The organism is Nostoc sp. PCC 7524, assembly GCF_000316645.1.
Taxonomy (GTDB): Bacteria; Cyanobacteriota; Cyanobacteriia; order Cyanobacteriales; family Nostocaceae; genus Trichormus.
In genome coordinates this window covers 4,152,895-4,167,857 of the sequence record NC_019684.1, presented here as the reverse complement: position 1 = coordinate 4,167,857, position 14,963 = coordinate 4,152,895, and the positions used below count along the sequence as shown (strand labels likewise).

The 14,963-nt window shown below is 40.4% G+C and carries 17 protein-coding genes; 6 read left to right on the top strand and 11 right to left on the bottom strand.

Translation table 11 applies throughout. From position 1 onward, the window contains the following. Positions 1-127: 127 nt before the first annotated feature. Positions 128-295, top strand: a complete 168-nt coding sequence (locus tag NOS7524_RS30130; protein WP_015139634.1) for a hypothetical protein — start codon at positions 128-130, stop codon at positions 293-295. Beyond that, entirely contained in the window at positions 292-618 is a 327-nt protein-coding gene (locus NOS7524_RS16550; protein ID WP_015139633.1) for a PMC2NT domain-containing protein, read from the top strand. The genes NOS7524_RS30130 and NOS7524_RS16550 overlap by 4 nt, the downstream gene beginning before the upstream one ends. Before the next feature lie 97 nt (positions 619-715). Here NOS7524_RS16550 and NOS7524_RS30125 read toward each other — a convergent pair whose 3' ends face one another. Beyond that, positions 716-859: a hypothetical protein gene (locus NOS7524_RS30125; RefSeq protein ID WP_015139632.1), complete on the bottom strand. Its 144-nt coding sequence runs from the start codon at positions 857-859 to the stop codon at positions 716-718. A gap of 101 nt (positions 860-960) precedes the next feature. Between NOS7524_RS30125 and NOS7524_RS16545 the strand changes: the two genes are divergently transcribed. Further along, positions 961-2,409, top strand: coding sequence for an NHLP bacteriocin system secretion protein (locus NOS7524_RS16545; protein ID WP_015139631.1), 1,449 nt, complete (start codon positions 961-963; stop codon positions 2,407-2,409). Here the strand turns inward: NOS7524_RS16545 and NOS7524_RS16540 are convergent. Next, on the bottom strand, positions 2,406-3,899 hold the full coding sequence (locus NOS7524_RS16540; protein WP_015139630.1) for an amidohydrolase family protein: 1,494 nt from the start codon (positions 3,897-3,899) through the stop codon (positions 2,406-2,408). The genes NOS7524_RS16545 and NOS7524_RS16540 overlap by 4 nt on opposite strands. 292 nt (positions 3,900-4,191) lie before the next feature. Here NOS7524_RS16540 and NOS7524_RS16535 point away from each other — a divergent pair, with 292 nt between their 5' ends. Beyond that, positions 4,192-4,992 carry an aspartyl/asparaginyl beta-hydroxylase domain-containing protein gene (locus NOS7524_RS16535; RefSeq protein WP_015139629.1) on the top strand — a complete coding sequence of 267 codons (801 nt, stop codon included), beginning with the start codon at positions 4,192-4,194 and terminating at the stop codon, positions 4,990-4,992. Between the two features lie 82 nt (positions 4,993-5,074). On the opposite strand, the gene NOS7524_RS16530 is transcribed toward NOS7524_RS16535, so the two are convergent. The 4 genes from NOS7524_RS16530 to NOS7524_RS16515 form a co-directional block, all read right to left on the bottom strand. Beyond that, positions 5,075-5,500 (bottom strand): YybH family protein, encoded by a 426-nt coding sequence (locus NOS7524_RS16530; protein WP_015139628.1) that lies wholly within the window; start codon positions 5,498-5,500, stop codon positions 5,075-5,077. Positions 5,501-5,508: 8 nt separating this feature from the next. Beyond that, positions 5,509-5,871, bottom strand: a complete 363-nt coding sequence (locus NOS7524_RS16525; RefSeq protein WP_015139627.1) for a hypothetical protein — start codon at positions 5,869-5,871, stop codon at positions 5,509-5,511. Between the two features lie 2 nt (positions 5,872-5,873). Then, positions 5,874-7,061 (bottom strand): class I SAM-dependent methyltransferase, encoded by a 1,188-nt coding sequence (locus NOS7524_RS16520; RefSeq protein WP_015139626.1) that lies wholly within the window; start codon positions 7,059-7,061, stop codon positions 5,874-5,876. A 119-nt stretch (positions 7,062-7,180) separates the two neighbouring features. Next, positions 7,181-8,542, bottom strand: coding sequence for an aromatic ring-hydroxylating dioxygenase subunit alpha (locus NOS7524_RS16515; protein WP_015139625.1), 1,362 nt, complete (start codon positions 8,540-8,542; stop codon positions 7,181-7,183). A gap of 222 nt (positions 8,543-8,764) precedes the next feature. Between NOS7524_RS16515 and NOS7524_RS16510 the strand changes: the two genes are divergently transcribed. Further along, positions 8,765-9,163: a nuclear transport factor 2 family protein gene (locus NOS7524_RS16510; protein WP_015139624.1), complete on the top strand. Its 399-nt coding sequence runs from the start codon at positions 8,765-8,767 to the stop codon at positions 9,161-9,163. A 1-nt stretch (position 9,164) separates the two neighbouring features. Here NOS7524_RS16510 and NOS7524_RS16505 read toward each other — a convergent pair whose 3' ends face one another. Together NOS7524_RS16505 and NOS7524_RS16500 are read right to left on the bottom strand one after the other, a co-directional pair. After that, complete coding sequence (locus tag NOS7524_RS16505) at positions 9,165-9,629, bottom strand: hypothetical protein (RefSeq protein ID WP_015139623.1); 465 nt, start codon at positions 9,627-9,629, stop codon at positions 9,165-9,167. A 50-nt stretch (positions 9,630-9,679) separates the two neighbouring features. Further along, positions 9,680-10,606, bottom strand: a complete 927-nt coding sequence (locus NOS7524_RS16500) for an AEC family transporter (RefSeq protein WP_041555364.1) — start codon at positions 10,604-10,606, stop codon at positions 9,680-9,682. A gap of 101 nt (positions 10,607-10,707) precedes the next feature. On the opposite strand from NOS7524_RS16500, the gene NOS7524_RS16495 reads away from it, so the two are divergent. Next, positions 10,708-11,514, top strand: coding sequence for a M15 family metallopeptidase (locus NOS7524_RS16495; protein ID WP_015139621.1), 807 nt, complete (start codon positions 10,708-10,710; stop codon positions 11,512-11,514). A 295-nt stretch (positions 11,515-11,809) separates the two neighbouring features. Here NOS7524_RS16495 and NOS7524_RS16490 read toward each other — a convergent pair whose 3' ends face one another. The 3 genes from NOS7524_RS16490 to NOS7524_RS16480 form a co-directional block, all read right to left on the bottom strand. Continuing rightward, the gene (locus tag NOS7524_RS16490) at positions 11,810-13,513 is read right to left on the bottom strand and encodes a hypothetical protein (protein WP_015139620.1); all 1,704 of its coding nucleotides are present in this window, start codon (positions 13,511-13,513) and stop codon (positions 11,810-11,812) included. A 212-nt stretch (positions 13,514-13,725) separates the two neighbouring features. Then, positions 13,726-14,286 carry a hypothetical protein gene (locus NOS7524_RS16485; protein ID WP_015139619.1) on the bottom strand — a complete coding sequence of 187 codons (561 nt, stop codon included), beginning with the start codon at positions 14,284-14,286 and terminating at the stop codon, positions 13,726-13,728. Beyond that, the gene (locus NOS7524_RS16480) at positions 14,286-14,918 is read right to left on the bottom strand and encodes a ParA family protein (protein ID WP_015139618.1); all 633 of its coding nucleotides are present in this window, start codon (positions 14,916-14,918) and stop codon (positions 14,286-14,288) included. The genes NOS7524_RS16485 and NOS7524_RS16480 overlap by 1 nt, the downstream gene beginning before the upstream one ends. Between the last annotated feature and the right edge of the window lie 45 nt (positions 14,919-14,963).

Sequence of the window (14,963 nt, the reverse complement as noted above, 5' to 3'; positions counted from 1 at the left end):
TTGATTGATTTACTCATCTGTTGCTATGGTAATTAAAGGTGCATCACCTGTAAATACTTTGAATCAAAATTAGTGATTAAAATTTATTGTGAATGATAATTTTAGATAGAGTGATTGATTCTTATATATGCCTTCTAAAAAACCGCAGATGACGATACGTATAGAACCAGATGAGTATAGATACTTACAAGATTGGGCAACCAGGGAATTTTTATCTGTACCTCAGTTAACTAAGGTCATCGTTAAAAGAGCAATTGCCGAAAACAAACAAACCAATCAGGAAAAATCAGCATGACCAACTCACAGCCACTAGAAGACATAACCGCGAGAGTGGATGATATTGACCAGCGTTTAGATCAGCTTGGTGATGAAATTGATTTAGTCCGCACCATCCAAGAAGGTGTAAGACGTGAAACCCGTTCTAACAGTCAGGCACTAGCAAGACTGGAGAGAACAGTTACAAACTTGGCTGATATTGCACGTTTACACCAGCAAGCCTTGAGGCAATCTGAAAGACAGTTCCAAGAGTTTCAACGTACAACTAACGCTGCTTTAGAGAGAGTTGATAGAGTTTTAGACTACCTGATCCGACAATCAGGTGGTCAGAGCGAAGGTTAACGGTGGTGTGGACTGGCTAAAATAGCGCAAAAATATGGTTATTGTAGTGTGGCGAATGCACTAGACGAGCTAGAGAGCTTATCCCCCAAGAAAATTTTCATGCGATACCAGTACCGCCACATCCTGTTCTACCACCGGTTACATTTTTCAATTCTTCCAGTGAGAGTTGGGAGAGAGCCTGAACGTCAATTCTTGATGATTTGCTTGTCTTGGGCTGAGGTTGACAATTGGCTTTTTTCATATAAAGATACCTCCGATTCCAGAAATGAGAGTATAAATTTTTGGTATCGTATACTGATTCAATGTCAATTTTCAAGATTTTTACATCTTAAATTACAATGAATGTCTGATAAACAACGCAGTATCTTTCGTCAACAAGCACTCGATCGCCTATCTTCCCCAGAACGGTTAGATCATTTAATGCAAGTTGTCAACCCTAAAGATTGGTTATCTTTGGGTGGATTGGCTGTGTTTGGGGTTTTAGGTGGACTCTGGAGCGTGTTTGGTACTATTCCCATGACAGTTACAGGTAAGGGAGTGCTAATCAATCCCAGGCGGGTGGTGCAGTTGCAGTCTCCTATATCGGGACAGTTGCGATCGCTCAATGTGAAAGACGGACAATGTGTAGCCAAAGATGATATTCTCGCCTCCATCGATCCCTCCCAACAAAAACAGCAATTACAGCAACAACGGGATAAACTAGCTCAATTACAACAACAAATCCAACAAACTACTTTACTGCGACAACAACGCACCCAGTTAGAAACAGAAACGATTATTGCTGAACGAACAAGTTTAAAACAACGGTTGCAAGATACGCAAAAATTAGCTCCCCGCCTGCAAAATGAAGGATTAAATAGTATTTCTCAACAGCGTCGCAGTCTCCAAGAACGTCTCAAAGATGTAGAGGAATTAACCCCTGTACTCCAAACCAGAGTAGAAAAGCAACGGGAATTACAAAAGCAAGGAGCAATTTCTGAAGAACGGGTATTACAAGCAGAACAAGAATATCGCCAAACCCGTCAAAATATCTCGGAGATTCAAGCACAGTTACAGCAATTACGAGTCCAAGAAACAGAACAACAACAGAAATATTTAGAAAATAACAATAATATTACTCAAATTAATGCTGAGTTAGAAAAGTTAAATAGCCGTAGCAAACAACTAGAACAGAATAATTTAGAAACTGCTAATACTGATAAAAATCAAATTCAGGAATTGCAGCAAGCGATCGCTCGTTTGGAAACAGAAGTCGCAGAGAATAGTACCATTAAAAGTCCCCACGCTGGTTGTATTGTAGAAATCACCGCTACTGTGGGGCAGTATCTCATTCCTGGCAACCGTTTAGGAACTTTGCAAACATCAGGACAAGCCAACACCATGATGAGTGTTGCCTATTTTACTGTACAAGATGGCAAACAAATTAAACCAGGAATGCCGATTTTAATTACACCAGATACAGTCAAACGGGCAAGATTTGGGGGAATTGTCGGGGAACTTACGCAGGTATCTGCATTTCCTATTACCTCTGAAGGTGCGAGTTCTGTAGTTGGAAACCCGGAATTAGTCCAAAAATTAATGGATCGGGAAGGAGGTAAAATAGAAGCGATCGCACAGTTAAAACTAGACCCCAAGACATTTAGCGGTTACAAGTGGTCATCTTCTGATGGGCCAAAATTGGCAATTTCACCAGGAACAACTACCACTGTCAGAGTCACAGTAGAAGAGCGATCGCCGATTACTTTTGTTTTACCCATTCTTTCAGAATGGAGTGGAATCGAAAATCTCTAAACTGAATTGGTTAGTTGAGTAACGCCCCTTTTTAAATAACGTCCTGTGGGTGAACCTAGAACCTGTCCGTTGTGATAAATCAAATTTCCCCGCAAAAACGTACTTTTCACCCTTCCTGTTAACTCCATGCCTTCAAATGGTGTGTAACCTTGCTGTGATTCCGACTCAGCCGCACGCACCACAAAGGTTTCATTGGGATCTAACAGTACCAAATCAGCATCGTAACCAATAGCAATATCGCCTTTTTCTAGCACCCCAAACCGCCGCGATGGGTTCCACGATAGTAACTTAGCCATGTGGTTGTAAGACATTCCCCGCTTACTACCTTCACTCACCACACCAGAAAGTAAATATTCTGTACCACCAAAACCAGACTTTGCTAACCAAATATTATTCGGGTTTTTCGCACTGATTTTTTGTTCCGCAGAACAGCAAGCATGATCACTAACTATCCAATCTACTTGATGGTTGAGTACCGCTTGCCATAAATATTCCACATCAGCACGGGGACGAATAGGCGGATTGACTTTTGCCCAAGCACCATTAGGACTATTAACATCTAATAATAAATGTCCTACAGTAACTTCTCGCCGAAAGTTGATGTGAGGAAAAGCAGTTTGCATCGTCAAAGCTGCTGCCATTGCTTTACGCGAACTCAGATGCAATAAATTGATATTTACACAGTTAGTCTCATGGGCTAAATAAGAAGCAATGCAAACGGCTAACCCTTCAGAATGAGGGGGACGTGCTGCACTGTAAGCGTGTAGTCCACTCAAGCTAGAATCATTCTCCACGATTTTGGTATAGGCATTGAGAATTTCTGCAACTTCGCAGTGCAAACTTAAGCTGATAGTATCTCGCGCTTCCGGATGTTCTGCCATCAAGCGAGTTATACCCCGCATAATAAACTCAAAATGGGCGAAGTCGTAGCGTTCCTCTTTATTAATCATCAAAAACAGGTTTTGCTGATCTGACAAACCATGCAACCCATAGCCGCCATAAAACATGAAAATTTTAAATGAAGTTACACCATGTTCTGTAAACAGTAGCGGTATTTCCTCAATATGTTGACTAGCTATAGGTGCAACATGATAACTGTAATCTACAAAAAAATTATCTGCGGATAACGCTAATACTTCTGGAAAAAAATCGCGGTAGGAACCACCTTTATTGAGATAATATTGTCCTGTACGAATGTAATTTAGGCTAGTCGTGACTCCTCCCATTGCCGCCGCTTTACTTTCAGTCACTGCATCTTTGTCTAAGGGTTGATAAATACCGATGTGCATATGGGCATCTACAACCCCAGGAAAGCCTAATAAGTTTTTCGCATCAAATACTTCTTGGCTTTGGTCTGCGCTAATATAAGGGGCAATCTGGGCAAATTTCCCATCCTTAATGCCGATATCAAGTAATTCGACAGCATGATCATGGGGACGAACTACCCGCACATTTTTGATAATTTTATCTAATACAGGAGGTTCAGACACAGTAGACCTCACACTAAAATAATTACAGGAGCTAAAGTAAAACTTTAGTCAGGAATTCCCACATCCTATCGGAAGACCAGCTAAAACCCATTAATATGTAACAGTTTTTTATTCTGACTTTTCACGTTATGTGGAAAAGTTTACGTAAAACCTAACCCCCTAACCCCCTTCCCTAGTAGGGAAGGGAGAAATTTCAAAGCCTCTCTCCTTGTAGGGGAGAGGTTTGGAGAGGGGTTTTCCAGATCCCGTGAAAAGTCAGTTTTTTATTAAATTACCTTCAGGATAAAAACCAATGGCAAGTTTTAATGAGTATCATCTCAACCCAGAAGCATTTACTTTTCTTAAACCTTTTCAAGAGCAATGGCAAATCATTAGAGATGAGTTTACCAGCTTTACTCAGCAAGCATCTGAGGCAGAGTTAAAATTTACTTATGATGTGTTGGGACCTAAAAGTAAAACTATTAAAACCAAAGGTAGTTCAAAATATAGTGCATTTGGGATTTTATTCCAAGGTTTTTTGATTGAAGAATATATTCAGTTACATCAAATAAAATATCCAGATTATGGCACAGATGAGGCATCAGCAAAAGCACTTGCCCTAAGAGAGAAATATTTTCCTAATTTGGCTCAGGTAATAAAACAAGTCAACTTAAATAATGATAATGTCATCAGAAACGTGTATTTTGGGACATTCCATCCAGGCTTAGATATTAAGCTCCATGTTAACTATAACCCTCACATGAATCGTGGCTATTTAGGATTGATTGTACCGGAGGGAGATGTGGCTATGAAAATATGCCATGAGCAGCTTTATTGGTATGAAGGACAGTTCATGGTTTTAGATCATAGCTATCCACACTGCCCCCATAATTATACTAATTACGATAGAACTGTTTTAGTTGTAGACTTTTTTAAACCGGATCAGCCGAGAGCAGAAGTAATCCAATTTGAAAAGGAGCAAGTGGCACAACGTATGCAAGATAATCCTTACAGTTTAGGTGTTTTTGGTAAGAGTGATCAAGCGAAAGAAGAAGATTTTATCAAGTATGGTTTAGCTCATCAATTAGAATGGGATAAGGCTTTATCAGTTTAATATAGGACTTTCATTTGATTTATGAACAGTTTATAATTTTTCTGTTTGTCAATTCTGGGTGCGGAATGTAATATTCAATATTCTAATGTTTTTTCAGCCAATCTCCAATACCATAAGGGTCTGGCAAAGGAGCAGATACGTGTTCGTGTCGTATCTGCCAGCTATCAAACTCATTTTTGTGCAGAACAAATGTAGCACGGAATTCTTTTTTGATCAGTTTATCTTGTAAGTCCACTGTTATTAGTAGTATTCCGGCAATCCAAGCCATTTGTTCATATTCCTCGATGAAGGGGCCTTCCACCCACTCAATTTTTTCTAACTTGAGCGCAGAATCACAAAAATCCTGCCATCCTTTGGCAATATTGGTATAACCAATAGTAGAGTAACGAGGCCCTTCTATAAAAACGTAAGTATTTTCTTGAGGAACATAGTTTTGACAAATTTTAACTACTTCTTTTCTGATAATTGCGTGAAAAAAGCTATTTATTTGCTCTAATGATTTGGCCATTGTAATTTTTAAGTATGTCCAAGTTCTTCCGCAATCTCTTCTATATCCTGGTTTTGTTCTGGATATTTTAGCGCCTCTAATTCCTGTTGAATAATCCGAAGTATACGAGAAATATATTCTGCTTGCCATCGCTGGCGTTGTTCGGCTGCGGTTTTGTCAGGTTCGTAGGCATCTATTTCAGATTGACTGAGTATGCCTTTATCTGCTAAAAGACGCTCTATAGTATCCAAACGTTCGCGTGTAACTGCGTGTTCCATCGCGATCGCCATAGTAATATTGAGTAATCTCTCAACAGCAGGATCTGCAAAGAAATAAGGACGTTTACCCTTACTCTTATTGCTTGCTAACAATATGTCATCAATATCTTGCATAATTACTGCTTCCAAGCTCCAAATACATTCCAAATAGGAGAACGTCCATAATCTTCTACTACTTCATCGATTGTTTGAGCTTCGGGGATGTCATTGACTGCTTTAATCCCAATCTGGATGAAAGCATCATTTTTAAAACCAGTCTGGAGCATAATGTCTTTCACATCTATGTCGTGCATCTTAGACCAAAACGGTTCATTGTTGTAATAAGCATCCCAATCGCGAATAAATTGTTCATATAAATCCATGTCTTTGGTGTACTGTGGTTGTTCAATATGAAGAGTTAAACCATCAAACGCCAACATACGATAAATCTCTTCCATAATTCGGTGCAGGGTTTTATCGGAAGTTTCATGCAAAAACATCGTCGTTTGTATCCAATCAAATGACTCATTTGCAAAGCCTGTGTTTGCTCCATCCAACTGCATAAATTTTACGTTTTTTATCCCCAAGTCTTGAGCGCGAGCGTGTCCATATCTCAACATGGGAGCGGCTATATCAATGGCAATTACTTCCGCATTTGGATAAGCTTGCGCTATGGGAATTACATTGTGACCCAATCCACAACCTATATCAAGTATGCGTTGGGGCTGAAATTTGGGAACCTCATTTTTCAGCCATTGTGTAATAGCTCTACCTCCGCCATCGTTCAATCTTCCTAGTAAACCCGCAGTAGTCACAAATAGCCCAGAGTCATAATTGGCTGCGGCTGTCACATCTTCTGCGATGATTTCTGTATAATAACTACCAGGCATACAGTGATGATCCATTACTTGAACATAATGGGGAATTTTCAAGTCTGGATTGAGTTTAAGTGTATCTTTTCCCTGATTTAAACGCTGCGCTTTTTGTGCTAGTGCATCGGCTTGACGTAACACCAGTGAACGTCCTGCTTGTTGTCTCATTTCCATTGCACATCTGCGTAAAGCACTCCAAGCCTGATAGTAATCGTCTTGTTTCATGGCTTGATGCACTTCTTCGCGTGTTTGAAAGTCTCGTCCGGTTTCCTTTTGAAAATTTGGGCGCACACGTTTTTCATATACAATCTTGTTGCCAGGAGATATAACTGTTGCCAAATAATAATTTAAATTGGCTAAAAAATTATAGCGAGCGATTTCGTCATGCTTTGCTTCTGGAAATACCGCGTGCTTTTTAACTTTATTCCAAACAGGAGGTAGATTATTACTCATAGTAATTTCTAGTGCAGAATTTTCTGATGATGCTACAATTTTCAACTGAAGACTGGCTGGAGAATGATGGCAAAAATTACTGAACAGGCTGACAAAAAATTTTAATGCCTTGCTGCGACCTAATGACGAGTGTAGGGAAGCTCAAACTTGGTTTTTAATTTCTGTGCTGCAAATGCTAAAGCGACTGCTAATAAAGAACCTGCAACAGCTACAGGTGAAACCCAAGAGTTATCTGTAAGTATAGCTAAAGCTGCCAGTGCGATCGCTACCCCCAAAAAACTTTGTTTAAGTAAGTTTGTCACCTGATAAGCTCGATAGCAGGAACTACAGATTTTGGTGTGGCGTTCAAATCTATCTCCTAAAGATGAACTAGGATTGCTCTCATCCATGTGAATATGAGGCTTCGAGGTAGAATAGCCTTGATAATATGGTAACGATGCACCATATTTATCTAGCCATTTGCGGTACTCAATCACTAACATATCTGAAGTTTTAAGTGGCAAATATAATTCTTTTAGACTCTGCCCCGAACGTTCGACTTGTTCTTGTACTCCTTTGATCATATATCTATCTTCCTCCACTACTCGGTTACGAAATAAGTGAGATAACCAACGCGGCTCTAGCTGATTTTTTCTCCTAGTAGAAAAGTTTTGAAAAAATCTTGCCAAAACACGGCATTGGGTGGGATTTTTAGGCAGCAAATAAAGAGCTAAACCAGAATGAAACCCTGGCTTTGGTAAATCATAAAATCCATAGACAACACTATTGGGAGCCAAAAAATCCAACTTTACCCATTTGGCATCAGGTGTTCTAGTATCTCGATATCGGCCTTTAATCCCCGTAATTGAGGTTGCCAAAACTTCAATTTCTAACGGTTGGGCATCTTGGCGATTCATTTCAGAACCGTGGTGATTGATGGGAACGTGTGCTGGGTCGAGGGCATTTTCTATAAAATAGGTTTCATCATAAGGTACTTCAAACACATAATCTAAGCTAAAAAATTTGGGATCATCAAACTCTAGTAAGTTGGGAATGCGTTTTTCATCAACTGCTGCTGCTTCCCCAGCCCATATCCAGACAATACCTTGATGTTCGACAACTACATAAGACTTAACACAAGTATTTTGGGGAATTTTAGCATCATGGGCTAACTGGGGAATGTGCAGACATTTACCATCAGTACCAAATTGCCAACCGTGATACAAGCACTCAATTCTGCCATCAATGATTTGTCCATCGGAGAGTTTAGCCGCACGGTGGGGACAAATATCTGTTAAACATCCCAGTTTCCCATCTGGCGTTCTGAATAAAACTAAGGATTGATTATATAAAGAAAAGCTGTAAGGACGGTTTTTCGGTAAGTCTTGTAGGAAGGTGATAGGATACCAACAATTTTTCCAATCCAAATCTTGGTGATTTGTTGGTATGGGCAAGGGGACGATTGTTGGTTCTGTCTCTTGCTGGTTAGGGCTTATTGTCATATACTTTTCCTCAGTTTGTAGCTAGGAAGATGCGATAACAGCAGACCTCAAACTTAAATTATTTTGTGTGGTAATACTGCCAAAGCAACGTTCAAACTTTGGATGTTTAATGTTATGCCTTGAGGATGATAACTTTATGAGCAGATATCACTAATTTATTGATGAGCTTGGATAGCATACACCACAAGATAATTAAACCTAGTGTATATCCAGTTATTGATCATGGTAAAAAACTCAGAAAATACTTTAAAAGTGGCTCAACAGGCATTTGAATACTTAACTCAAGGACTAGCCACAGGAGAATGGCAACCATTTCTCGATATGCTGACAGAGGATTTTACCTTTTGGTTTCCCAAGGGAAAATATCACGGGTTAAATGTGGGTAAAGCACGAACCAAAGAGTTTTTGCAATACGTTTCTGAATCTTTCCATCCCGGACTAAAGCTAGCATCTCTAGACCACGTTACCAGCAATGCAACAACAGTGGTCTTTGAATTTCGAGATGAGGGACTATTACTAGGACAGCCTTATAAAAATCGCGTCGCAGTTTCTTTGGATGTGCGAGGCGACAAAATTTGTGGCTATCGAGAATACTTCGGTAGCGATGGCAAATCTTATTGAGTTAATTATTGGTAGCTGTAATTGCTTGCAATTCTTTACACTTCGCCTCTGCTGCTTGATAAGCTTCTAAGTATTCTTTACCTCCCAACATGACATCACCATAATATTCATAAGGTGCATCACCATAGATTGGTAGGGGATCATCTTCTGGATAATCTTCTTTTGATTCTTCTATGATTGCCTTGAGCTGCTTCACACTAAAGCTATGGGCGGCAAAGTACCACAGTTGTTGAGAGTTTTTATGCAGGTGTGGTAATGTGGGGTCAACAATACGGTTGTCTATCTCAATCCAACCATGTTCTCTGGGTTGGTACGGTCTACCCGCGCCAACTACAAAACCCTGGATATACCTTGCTCCCTCAGTCGCCAAGGCTGCTTTATAAGCATTATCGAAGGGTTTTTTCGCCTTGCTTTTAATGCTTTGGGCAATTTGGATGGACAGTTCTTGATCCAATTCTTTGTTCATCGATGGATGGAGTGAGGTTCTTATTCTCAAGTCTATTACAGACAATGGAGTCAGAACAACCACAACCATATCGGCAATGTCAGTAATAACAGCATAGCTCCTACGGCTAAAGTTGTGACTGCGAGATTGCGGTCTAGATTAAAAGTTTCGGCAATGACTAGGGAAGCGAAGGCAGGAGGCATAGCCATTTGTAATATAATCACTTTGGCGGCTGGCCCAGTTAATCCTAAAAATGGCAAAGTGCAGCCCAAAATCAAGGGAACAATCAGCATTTTAATCACTAAGCTCATTCCTACCTGGGGTAAGTTGACTAAAGTATTGAGTTTTGCCAAGCGCATCCCAATTAAAACTAAAGATAAAGCAACTGTAGTCCAACCTAATTTATCTAAGGTGAATGCTACCCCATCAGGAATGGCGATTTGGCGGAGTAATAAGCCAAAGCCAAAACTCCAGATGGCGGGGTTAATGAAGATGGCTTGAGCTACTTGAGTAATTTGTCTTTGATTTTGACCATTGTCGCCAAAATGAGCGCCTAAAGCTACACCCAAACCATAGGCACCAGGAAAAGACCCCAGTAAATCGTAGAATAAAGCCCAAGCAAAGTATTCTGGGCCGATCATTGCTAAGGTGATGGGGAAGCCTAGATATCCTGTGTTACCAATCATGGCAGCTAGTAGCAAACTACCTTGAGTTGGCTTTTGGGGGATGGTGCGGCTGAAATAAGTTTGAGCTTTGATTCCCAGCCATGCTAACAATGCTCCTAGTAGAATAGCAAGATAAGCGATCGCCGGAGCAATCCAAATCCTCCCAGATAAGTCAGCTTGACGTAAAAAAGCGATAATACTAATCGGTACTCCCACCCAAAACAGGAATTGAGCTAAACGAGTAGGAACTGTAGTCGGTAGTTTACGTCCCAGCATAAAGCCAATGAGGACTAATCCCACAAGTTTGACGTATAGTTCTAGAAGATTTATCAATGTTGTGTCTGGGGATATAGATGTAAAATGCTACCCAATCAGTTTATTTCTATCCAGTCTACAATCTGTGATGAATATTGAATATAAGCAGGAGTTGTCCTTTGAATAAAGCTGGATATTCTGGAAAACCGCAAAACTCATTCGGTGAACCTAGTGATGATATTCCAGTAGCTTTACGCGATACTCCTGATGTCGCGCCTAAGTCAAAGTTGCAACCCTTGGTGTTACTGCTGGGGGGAACAATAACATTTGTGCTGCTGGCTATTATTAGCGGTTTTTTGTTTTCCCTCACCGCACCGAAAAAAACCGCCGAATCTCAATCTTTACCAGATAGTTCTCTACCTACACCAATGCCGACTACCTCTCCCAATAATAGTGACGTTGTATTGGGACATTTGGCATACCCTGAAGCACCTGCGTCTGAATTGATACCCATTAGCGCCGATGGACGCATCAGATTGCGAAAAACCGCAGCCGCCAGGTATCAAGCGATGGCTCAAGCAGCGCGAAGTGCGGGTGTAATTTTAGTACCTATTTCGGGCTTTCGTTCTGCGAGAGAACAGGAGCAATTATTTTTTACCATTGGCGCTCAACGCAATCAAACCCCAGCGCAAAGAGCAGCTTTGAGTGCGCCGCCTGGCCATAGTGAACACCATACTGGTTATGCTGTGGATATTGGGGATGGGGCAGCACCAGCTACGAATCTGCAAGTTATCTTTGAAAATACCAGAGCTTTTCAATGGCTACAAGCTAATGCTGCTCGTTTTGGCTTTGAGATGTCCTTTCCCAAGGATAATCCCCAAGGGGTGAGTTATGAACCTTGGCACTGGCGTTTTGTAGGCGATCGCGATAGCTTAGAAACATTCTACAAAGCTAGAAATATTAAACCAGCTAAAATAGCTCGATAATATTACTATTTATTAAACACAAATCATTTCTGAATAACTAGATGCCCAACTTTTTTGAGAAGTTGGGCTTTTAATTTTTGTAATCTTCAGCAATTAAATATCAAAAAAACCGTATCTAAATCATTATTAATGCAGATTTATTTAAGTGGAACGTTGTAAATAATTAAAGGTTTGTAGTAAGGACTAAAGTCCTTACTACGAAATAAATACAACCTTTTACATTACTTTACATAGTTTGGTTTTTTCAAGTCGTTCTACTTATATCCGGATATATATTGACAAAATTCACTTATTTTTAAGGAGTGAGATTCGAGTCTTTATCTGTACTGCGATTTTGTAAACTGCTGAGATTACGGCTAGCTATATCAGCACTAATCCCCCATAAAATTAATCCTAAATAATCAGAAAAAGGTTTAGAACCAAAGGTCATGCCGTTATCTACATAAAGTGAACCAAGACCGACTAAAGACAATCCAATTAATAAAGTGAGCGATAAAAATGGTCGGATCATCCAAACTGTAACACCAATACGAACATCATCCGATACACCAGAGAGTAATACTAAGAAATCTTGTACATGGATTTCCCAGTTAGACTGCTGGGGTAAATCGTGAGGTGTAAGTTTATCAGCCCGAATTAATGAATCATTGATGCTGCTGGCTAATTCCAGAGGTAAAAAAGACTGATTTTGCATCAGGTTCTTGTTGATATTCATCTTTTGATGCAGATTACTTAAATCTCTCATAATCGCTGTCATCATTTTGTTGGCTGCGGGATCGTTCTTTTGTGCTATTAAATTACGTGTTTTAGCAATATCTTTTTGCAACTCAAGAGCAATTTTACCTAAATGAGATGGCTCTTGAACTTCCATTAATTGATTTTCTATTTGTCGCAGTTTAGTTAGTGCTTCTAATCGAGATTCAATAGCATCTATTTCTGCTAAAGCTTTATCGATTTTTTCCCATCTAATTAACTGTTCTACCCAGTCAAGCATCCGTTCTAATATTTTCTGATCTTCTGGGTTTTCCACCTCTTTGATAATGCGAGATTTGAGGCGATATAATGCTTTGACGGCTCTGGTAATCTCACCACCAGACTCTTGCATATATTTCAATAAACGTCCCAAAGTCACACCAAAGATTAACACCATCAGAGGCAAAATTGGTCCAGAACGCATTTTTAAATCTACTGGGATAACTAATCTTTGCGTTTGTCCGGATAAAGTCAGGTAGATAGCGCCTGTATAACGATCTGGGGGGATGACAGAGCGATTTACAGTTAGAGGTATGCCCATGATGCGATCGCTTGGTAAAGTGATGACACCTGGGGGTAAACTCACCGTCTGTTCTGTTAATTGATATCCAGTTTGCTCGCCTTTGAGGATGACTTTAGTATCAATGATAGTTACAGGTGCTTGCGTAGGATTATCAAATTGGAGTTGCCATTGATTTAAAAATGCACTCGCTGGAAGTAAACCTTGAGCAATCAAGCAGTCAAACCAGCCTAATAATCCGTTGCAGTTGACTAAGCGCAGTTGAATTTGTTCTGTACCCGCTATAGGTATAAGATTTGGTCTAACTTTAGCAATGACTGTCAGAGGAATAGTTTTTAATGGCTGTGGGGATTGATTGGGAAGAAATATTTGTACTGTACCTTCATAAGTTCCAGGTAGACGAATATTTGTTACCCGTATTTGAAAGTCTTGCGGAATCCCAACTGACAGTTTTGATTCACCTGCGATGACTATTTGCTGGCGGCTGATCATTTCCCCGCCTTCTTTGCGTCGTAAATCTGAAGGTAAAAACACCAAATTCTCGATATTTTCTCCCTGATAAGTCAGGCGAAGATTGCCAATTAAAGGACTTTCTTCACCCAACCAACCAGTAATATTGAGAGGTTGATCACTAGCATCTACAACTATGCTGGCAACAGCCTGAACTTTAACAGGATAAGACACCACCATCACAGGCAACAAACAGGAAAGTATCCAATATTTCATGAACAATTCTCAGGAGTTAGAAGCTAATATGTATCGAACTAGCGAGTCTTCAGTTCTGAAAATATCTGCACAGTTACCCGTTTACCACTGAAGCAGCTCGCAATCACTAATCTTCTAGCACCTTTAAATTGTAATCCAGTATTAAGTGGGGGGTAGGGAGTGAAGAGAGGAAAAAGTTCTACCTTCCCTTCCCTTGTCCCCTATCAACTCACCTAGTCGTACAACCAAGTATTAGCAGAAAAATCCTCTGGGGACTCATTTGGTTGTGTGGGTAGATTTTCAGTTATGCGGTGAGATTTTCTGTAAGTAACTGGCTTATAACTTGGTTGTGGTTGTGGTTTATGAACTGGAGGTTGCGGTTTTTCTTTTAAGGATTTATTTTCTTCTATGAGTTGGGAATTAGCTTCAGCCAGTTGCAGTACAGTTTTTTTCGCGTCGTCAAGCTCTTTTGTAACTCTTTCTACGGAAGCTTGTTGTTCAGTTAAAGCTGATTGCAAGTCAGCTATTTGCTGCTGGAGGGCTGTTTCGCTTTGTTGGGATGTTTCTAAACTGGCTTTTAGTTCTTTAATGGTTGCTTCTAAATCTGCTTTGGTGGGATTTGTACGCTTGTTAGTCGGTATTTCTAATGGCTGCTGAGAAGTTTCATCTGGGGTTGTAGCTTCTTCTTCTACAACGGCTTGAGCATTGACTTCAATTGCAGGTTCACCTTCGGAGGGGTTAAATTTTTGTGCTTCTTCTTGAATTAAGTCGGAAAGACTTTGTTTTCTAGCCATTATTTTCTCCAATCACGCTGTATTTCTTCAGCTACGCGGCGGTAGTCTGACTCCGCCTCTCTAGCATTTTTGCCTCGCCACTGATTAATTGCCACACCCTCCAATGCTGCCCGTTCGTGGGCTTTATAAATCCGAATGAAAGACTTGCAAGCCGGAATTCCTAAGCGTTGGAGAGTATTCTGGGCTTCTATTGCTTCATTTATACTCCGTGTATCGACTTTTGTGAGTAGTACCCGATGGGGAACACCAGCCGGAACGACAGCTGCCTTAACTGTCTCAATTAGGGCGGCTAAATCCATTGCGGCTGGGGGTGTAGGTAACACTAGATAATCTGCGATCGCTACTACTGTCGCTAAGGCTTCGGAGTGGAGTGCCGGCGGCGTATCCACTACTACTAAATCGTAACCTTTGATCGCTTGCAGCTGACTTAAAAGTTGGGGATTTGTTTCTTGAGATAAGTCAAATCCCATACCATTCTGATTCCGCCCAAACCACCAGCTAGCAGAACCTTGAATATCTGTATCAACAAGAATAACTTTTTTCTTCTTCCCAAACTGAGCAGCCAAATTAACTGCGGTAGTCGTTTTACCGACTCCTCCTTTACCGTTAAGAATAGCGATGATTTTTGGCACTACTAACTCCCGACCCTGCCTTACATGAATATACCGCTTTGTGTC

Excerpts from the sequence above, each read along its gene's own strand:
- NOS7524_RS30130 (WP_015139634.1), top strand. The coding sequence starts at position 128 with ATGCCTTCTAAAAAACCGCAGATGACGATACGTATAGAACCAGATGAG.
- NOS7524_RS16550 (WP_015139633.1), top strand. The coding sequence starts at position 292 with ATGACCAACTCACAGCCACTAGAAGACATAACCGCGAGAGTGGATGAT.
- NOS7524_RS30125 (WP_015139632.1), bottom strand. The coding sequence starts at position 859 with ATGAAAAAAGCCAATTGTCAACCTCAGCCCAAGACAAGCAAATCATCA.
- NOS7524_RS16545 (WP_015139631.1), top strand. The coding sequence starts at position 961 with ATGTCTGATAAACAACGCAGTATCTTTCGTCAACAAGCACTCGATCGC.
- NOS7524_RS16535 (WP_015139629.1), top strand. The coding sequence starts at position 4,192 with ATGGCAAGTTTTAATGAGTATCATCTCAACCCAGAAGCATTTACTTTT.
- NOS7524_RS16530 (WP_015139628.1), bottom strand. The coding sequence starts at position 5,500 with ATGGCCAAATCATTAGAGCAAATAAATAGCTTTTTTCACGCAATTATC.
- NOS7524_RS16525 (WP_015139627.1), bottom strand. The coding sequence starts at position 5,871 with ATGCAAGATATTGATGACATATTGTTAGCAAGCAATAAGAGTAAGGGT.
- NOS7524_RS16520 (WP_015139626.1), bottom strand. The coding sequence starts at position 7,061 with ATGAGTAATAATCTACCTCCTGTTTGGAATAAAGTTAAAAAGCACGCG.
- NOS7524_RS16515 (WP_015139625.1), bottom strand. The coding sequence starts at position 8,542 with ATGACAATAAGCCCTAACCAGCAAGAGACAGAACCAACAATCGTCCCC.
- NOS7524_RS16510 (WP_015139624.1), top strand. The coding sequence starts at position 8,765 with ATGGTAAAAAACTCAGAAAATACTTTAAAAGTGGCTCAACAGGCATTT.
- NOS7524_RS16505 (WP_015139623.1), bottom strand. The coding sequence starts at position 9,629 with ATGAACAAAGAATTGGATCAAGAACTGTCCATCCAAATTGCCCAAAGC.
- NOS7524_RS16490 (WP_015139620.1), bottom strand. The coding sequence starts at position 13,513 with ATGAAATATTGGATACTTTCCTGTTTGTTGCCTGTGATGGTGGTGTCT.
- NOS7524_RS16485 (WP_015139619.1), bottom strand. The coding sequence starts at position 14,286 with ATGGCTAGAAAACAAAGTCTTTCCGACTTAATTCAAGAAGAAGCACAA.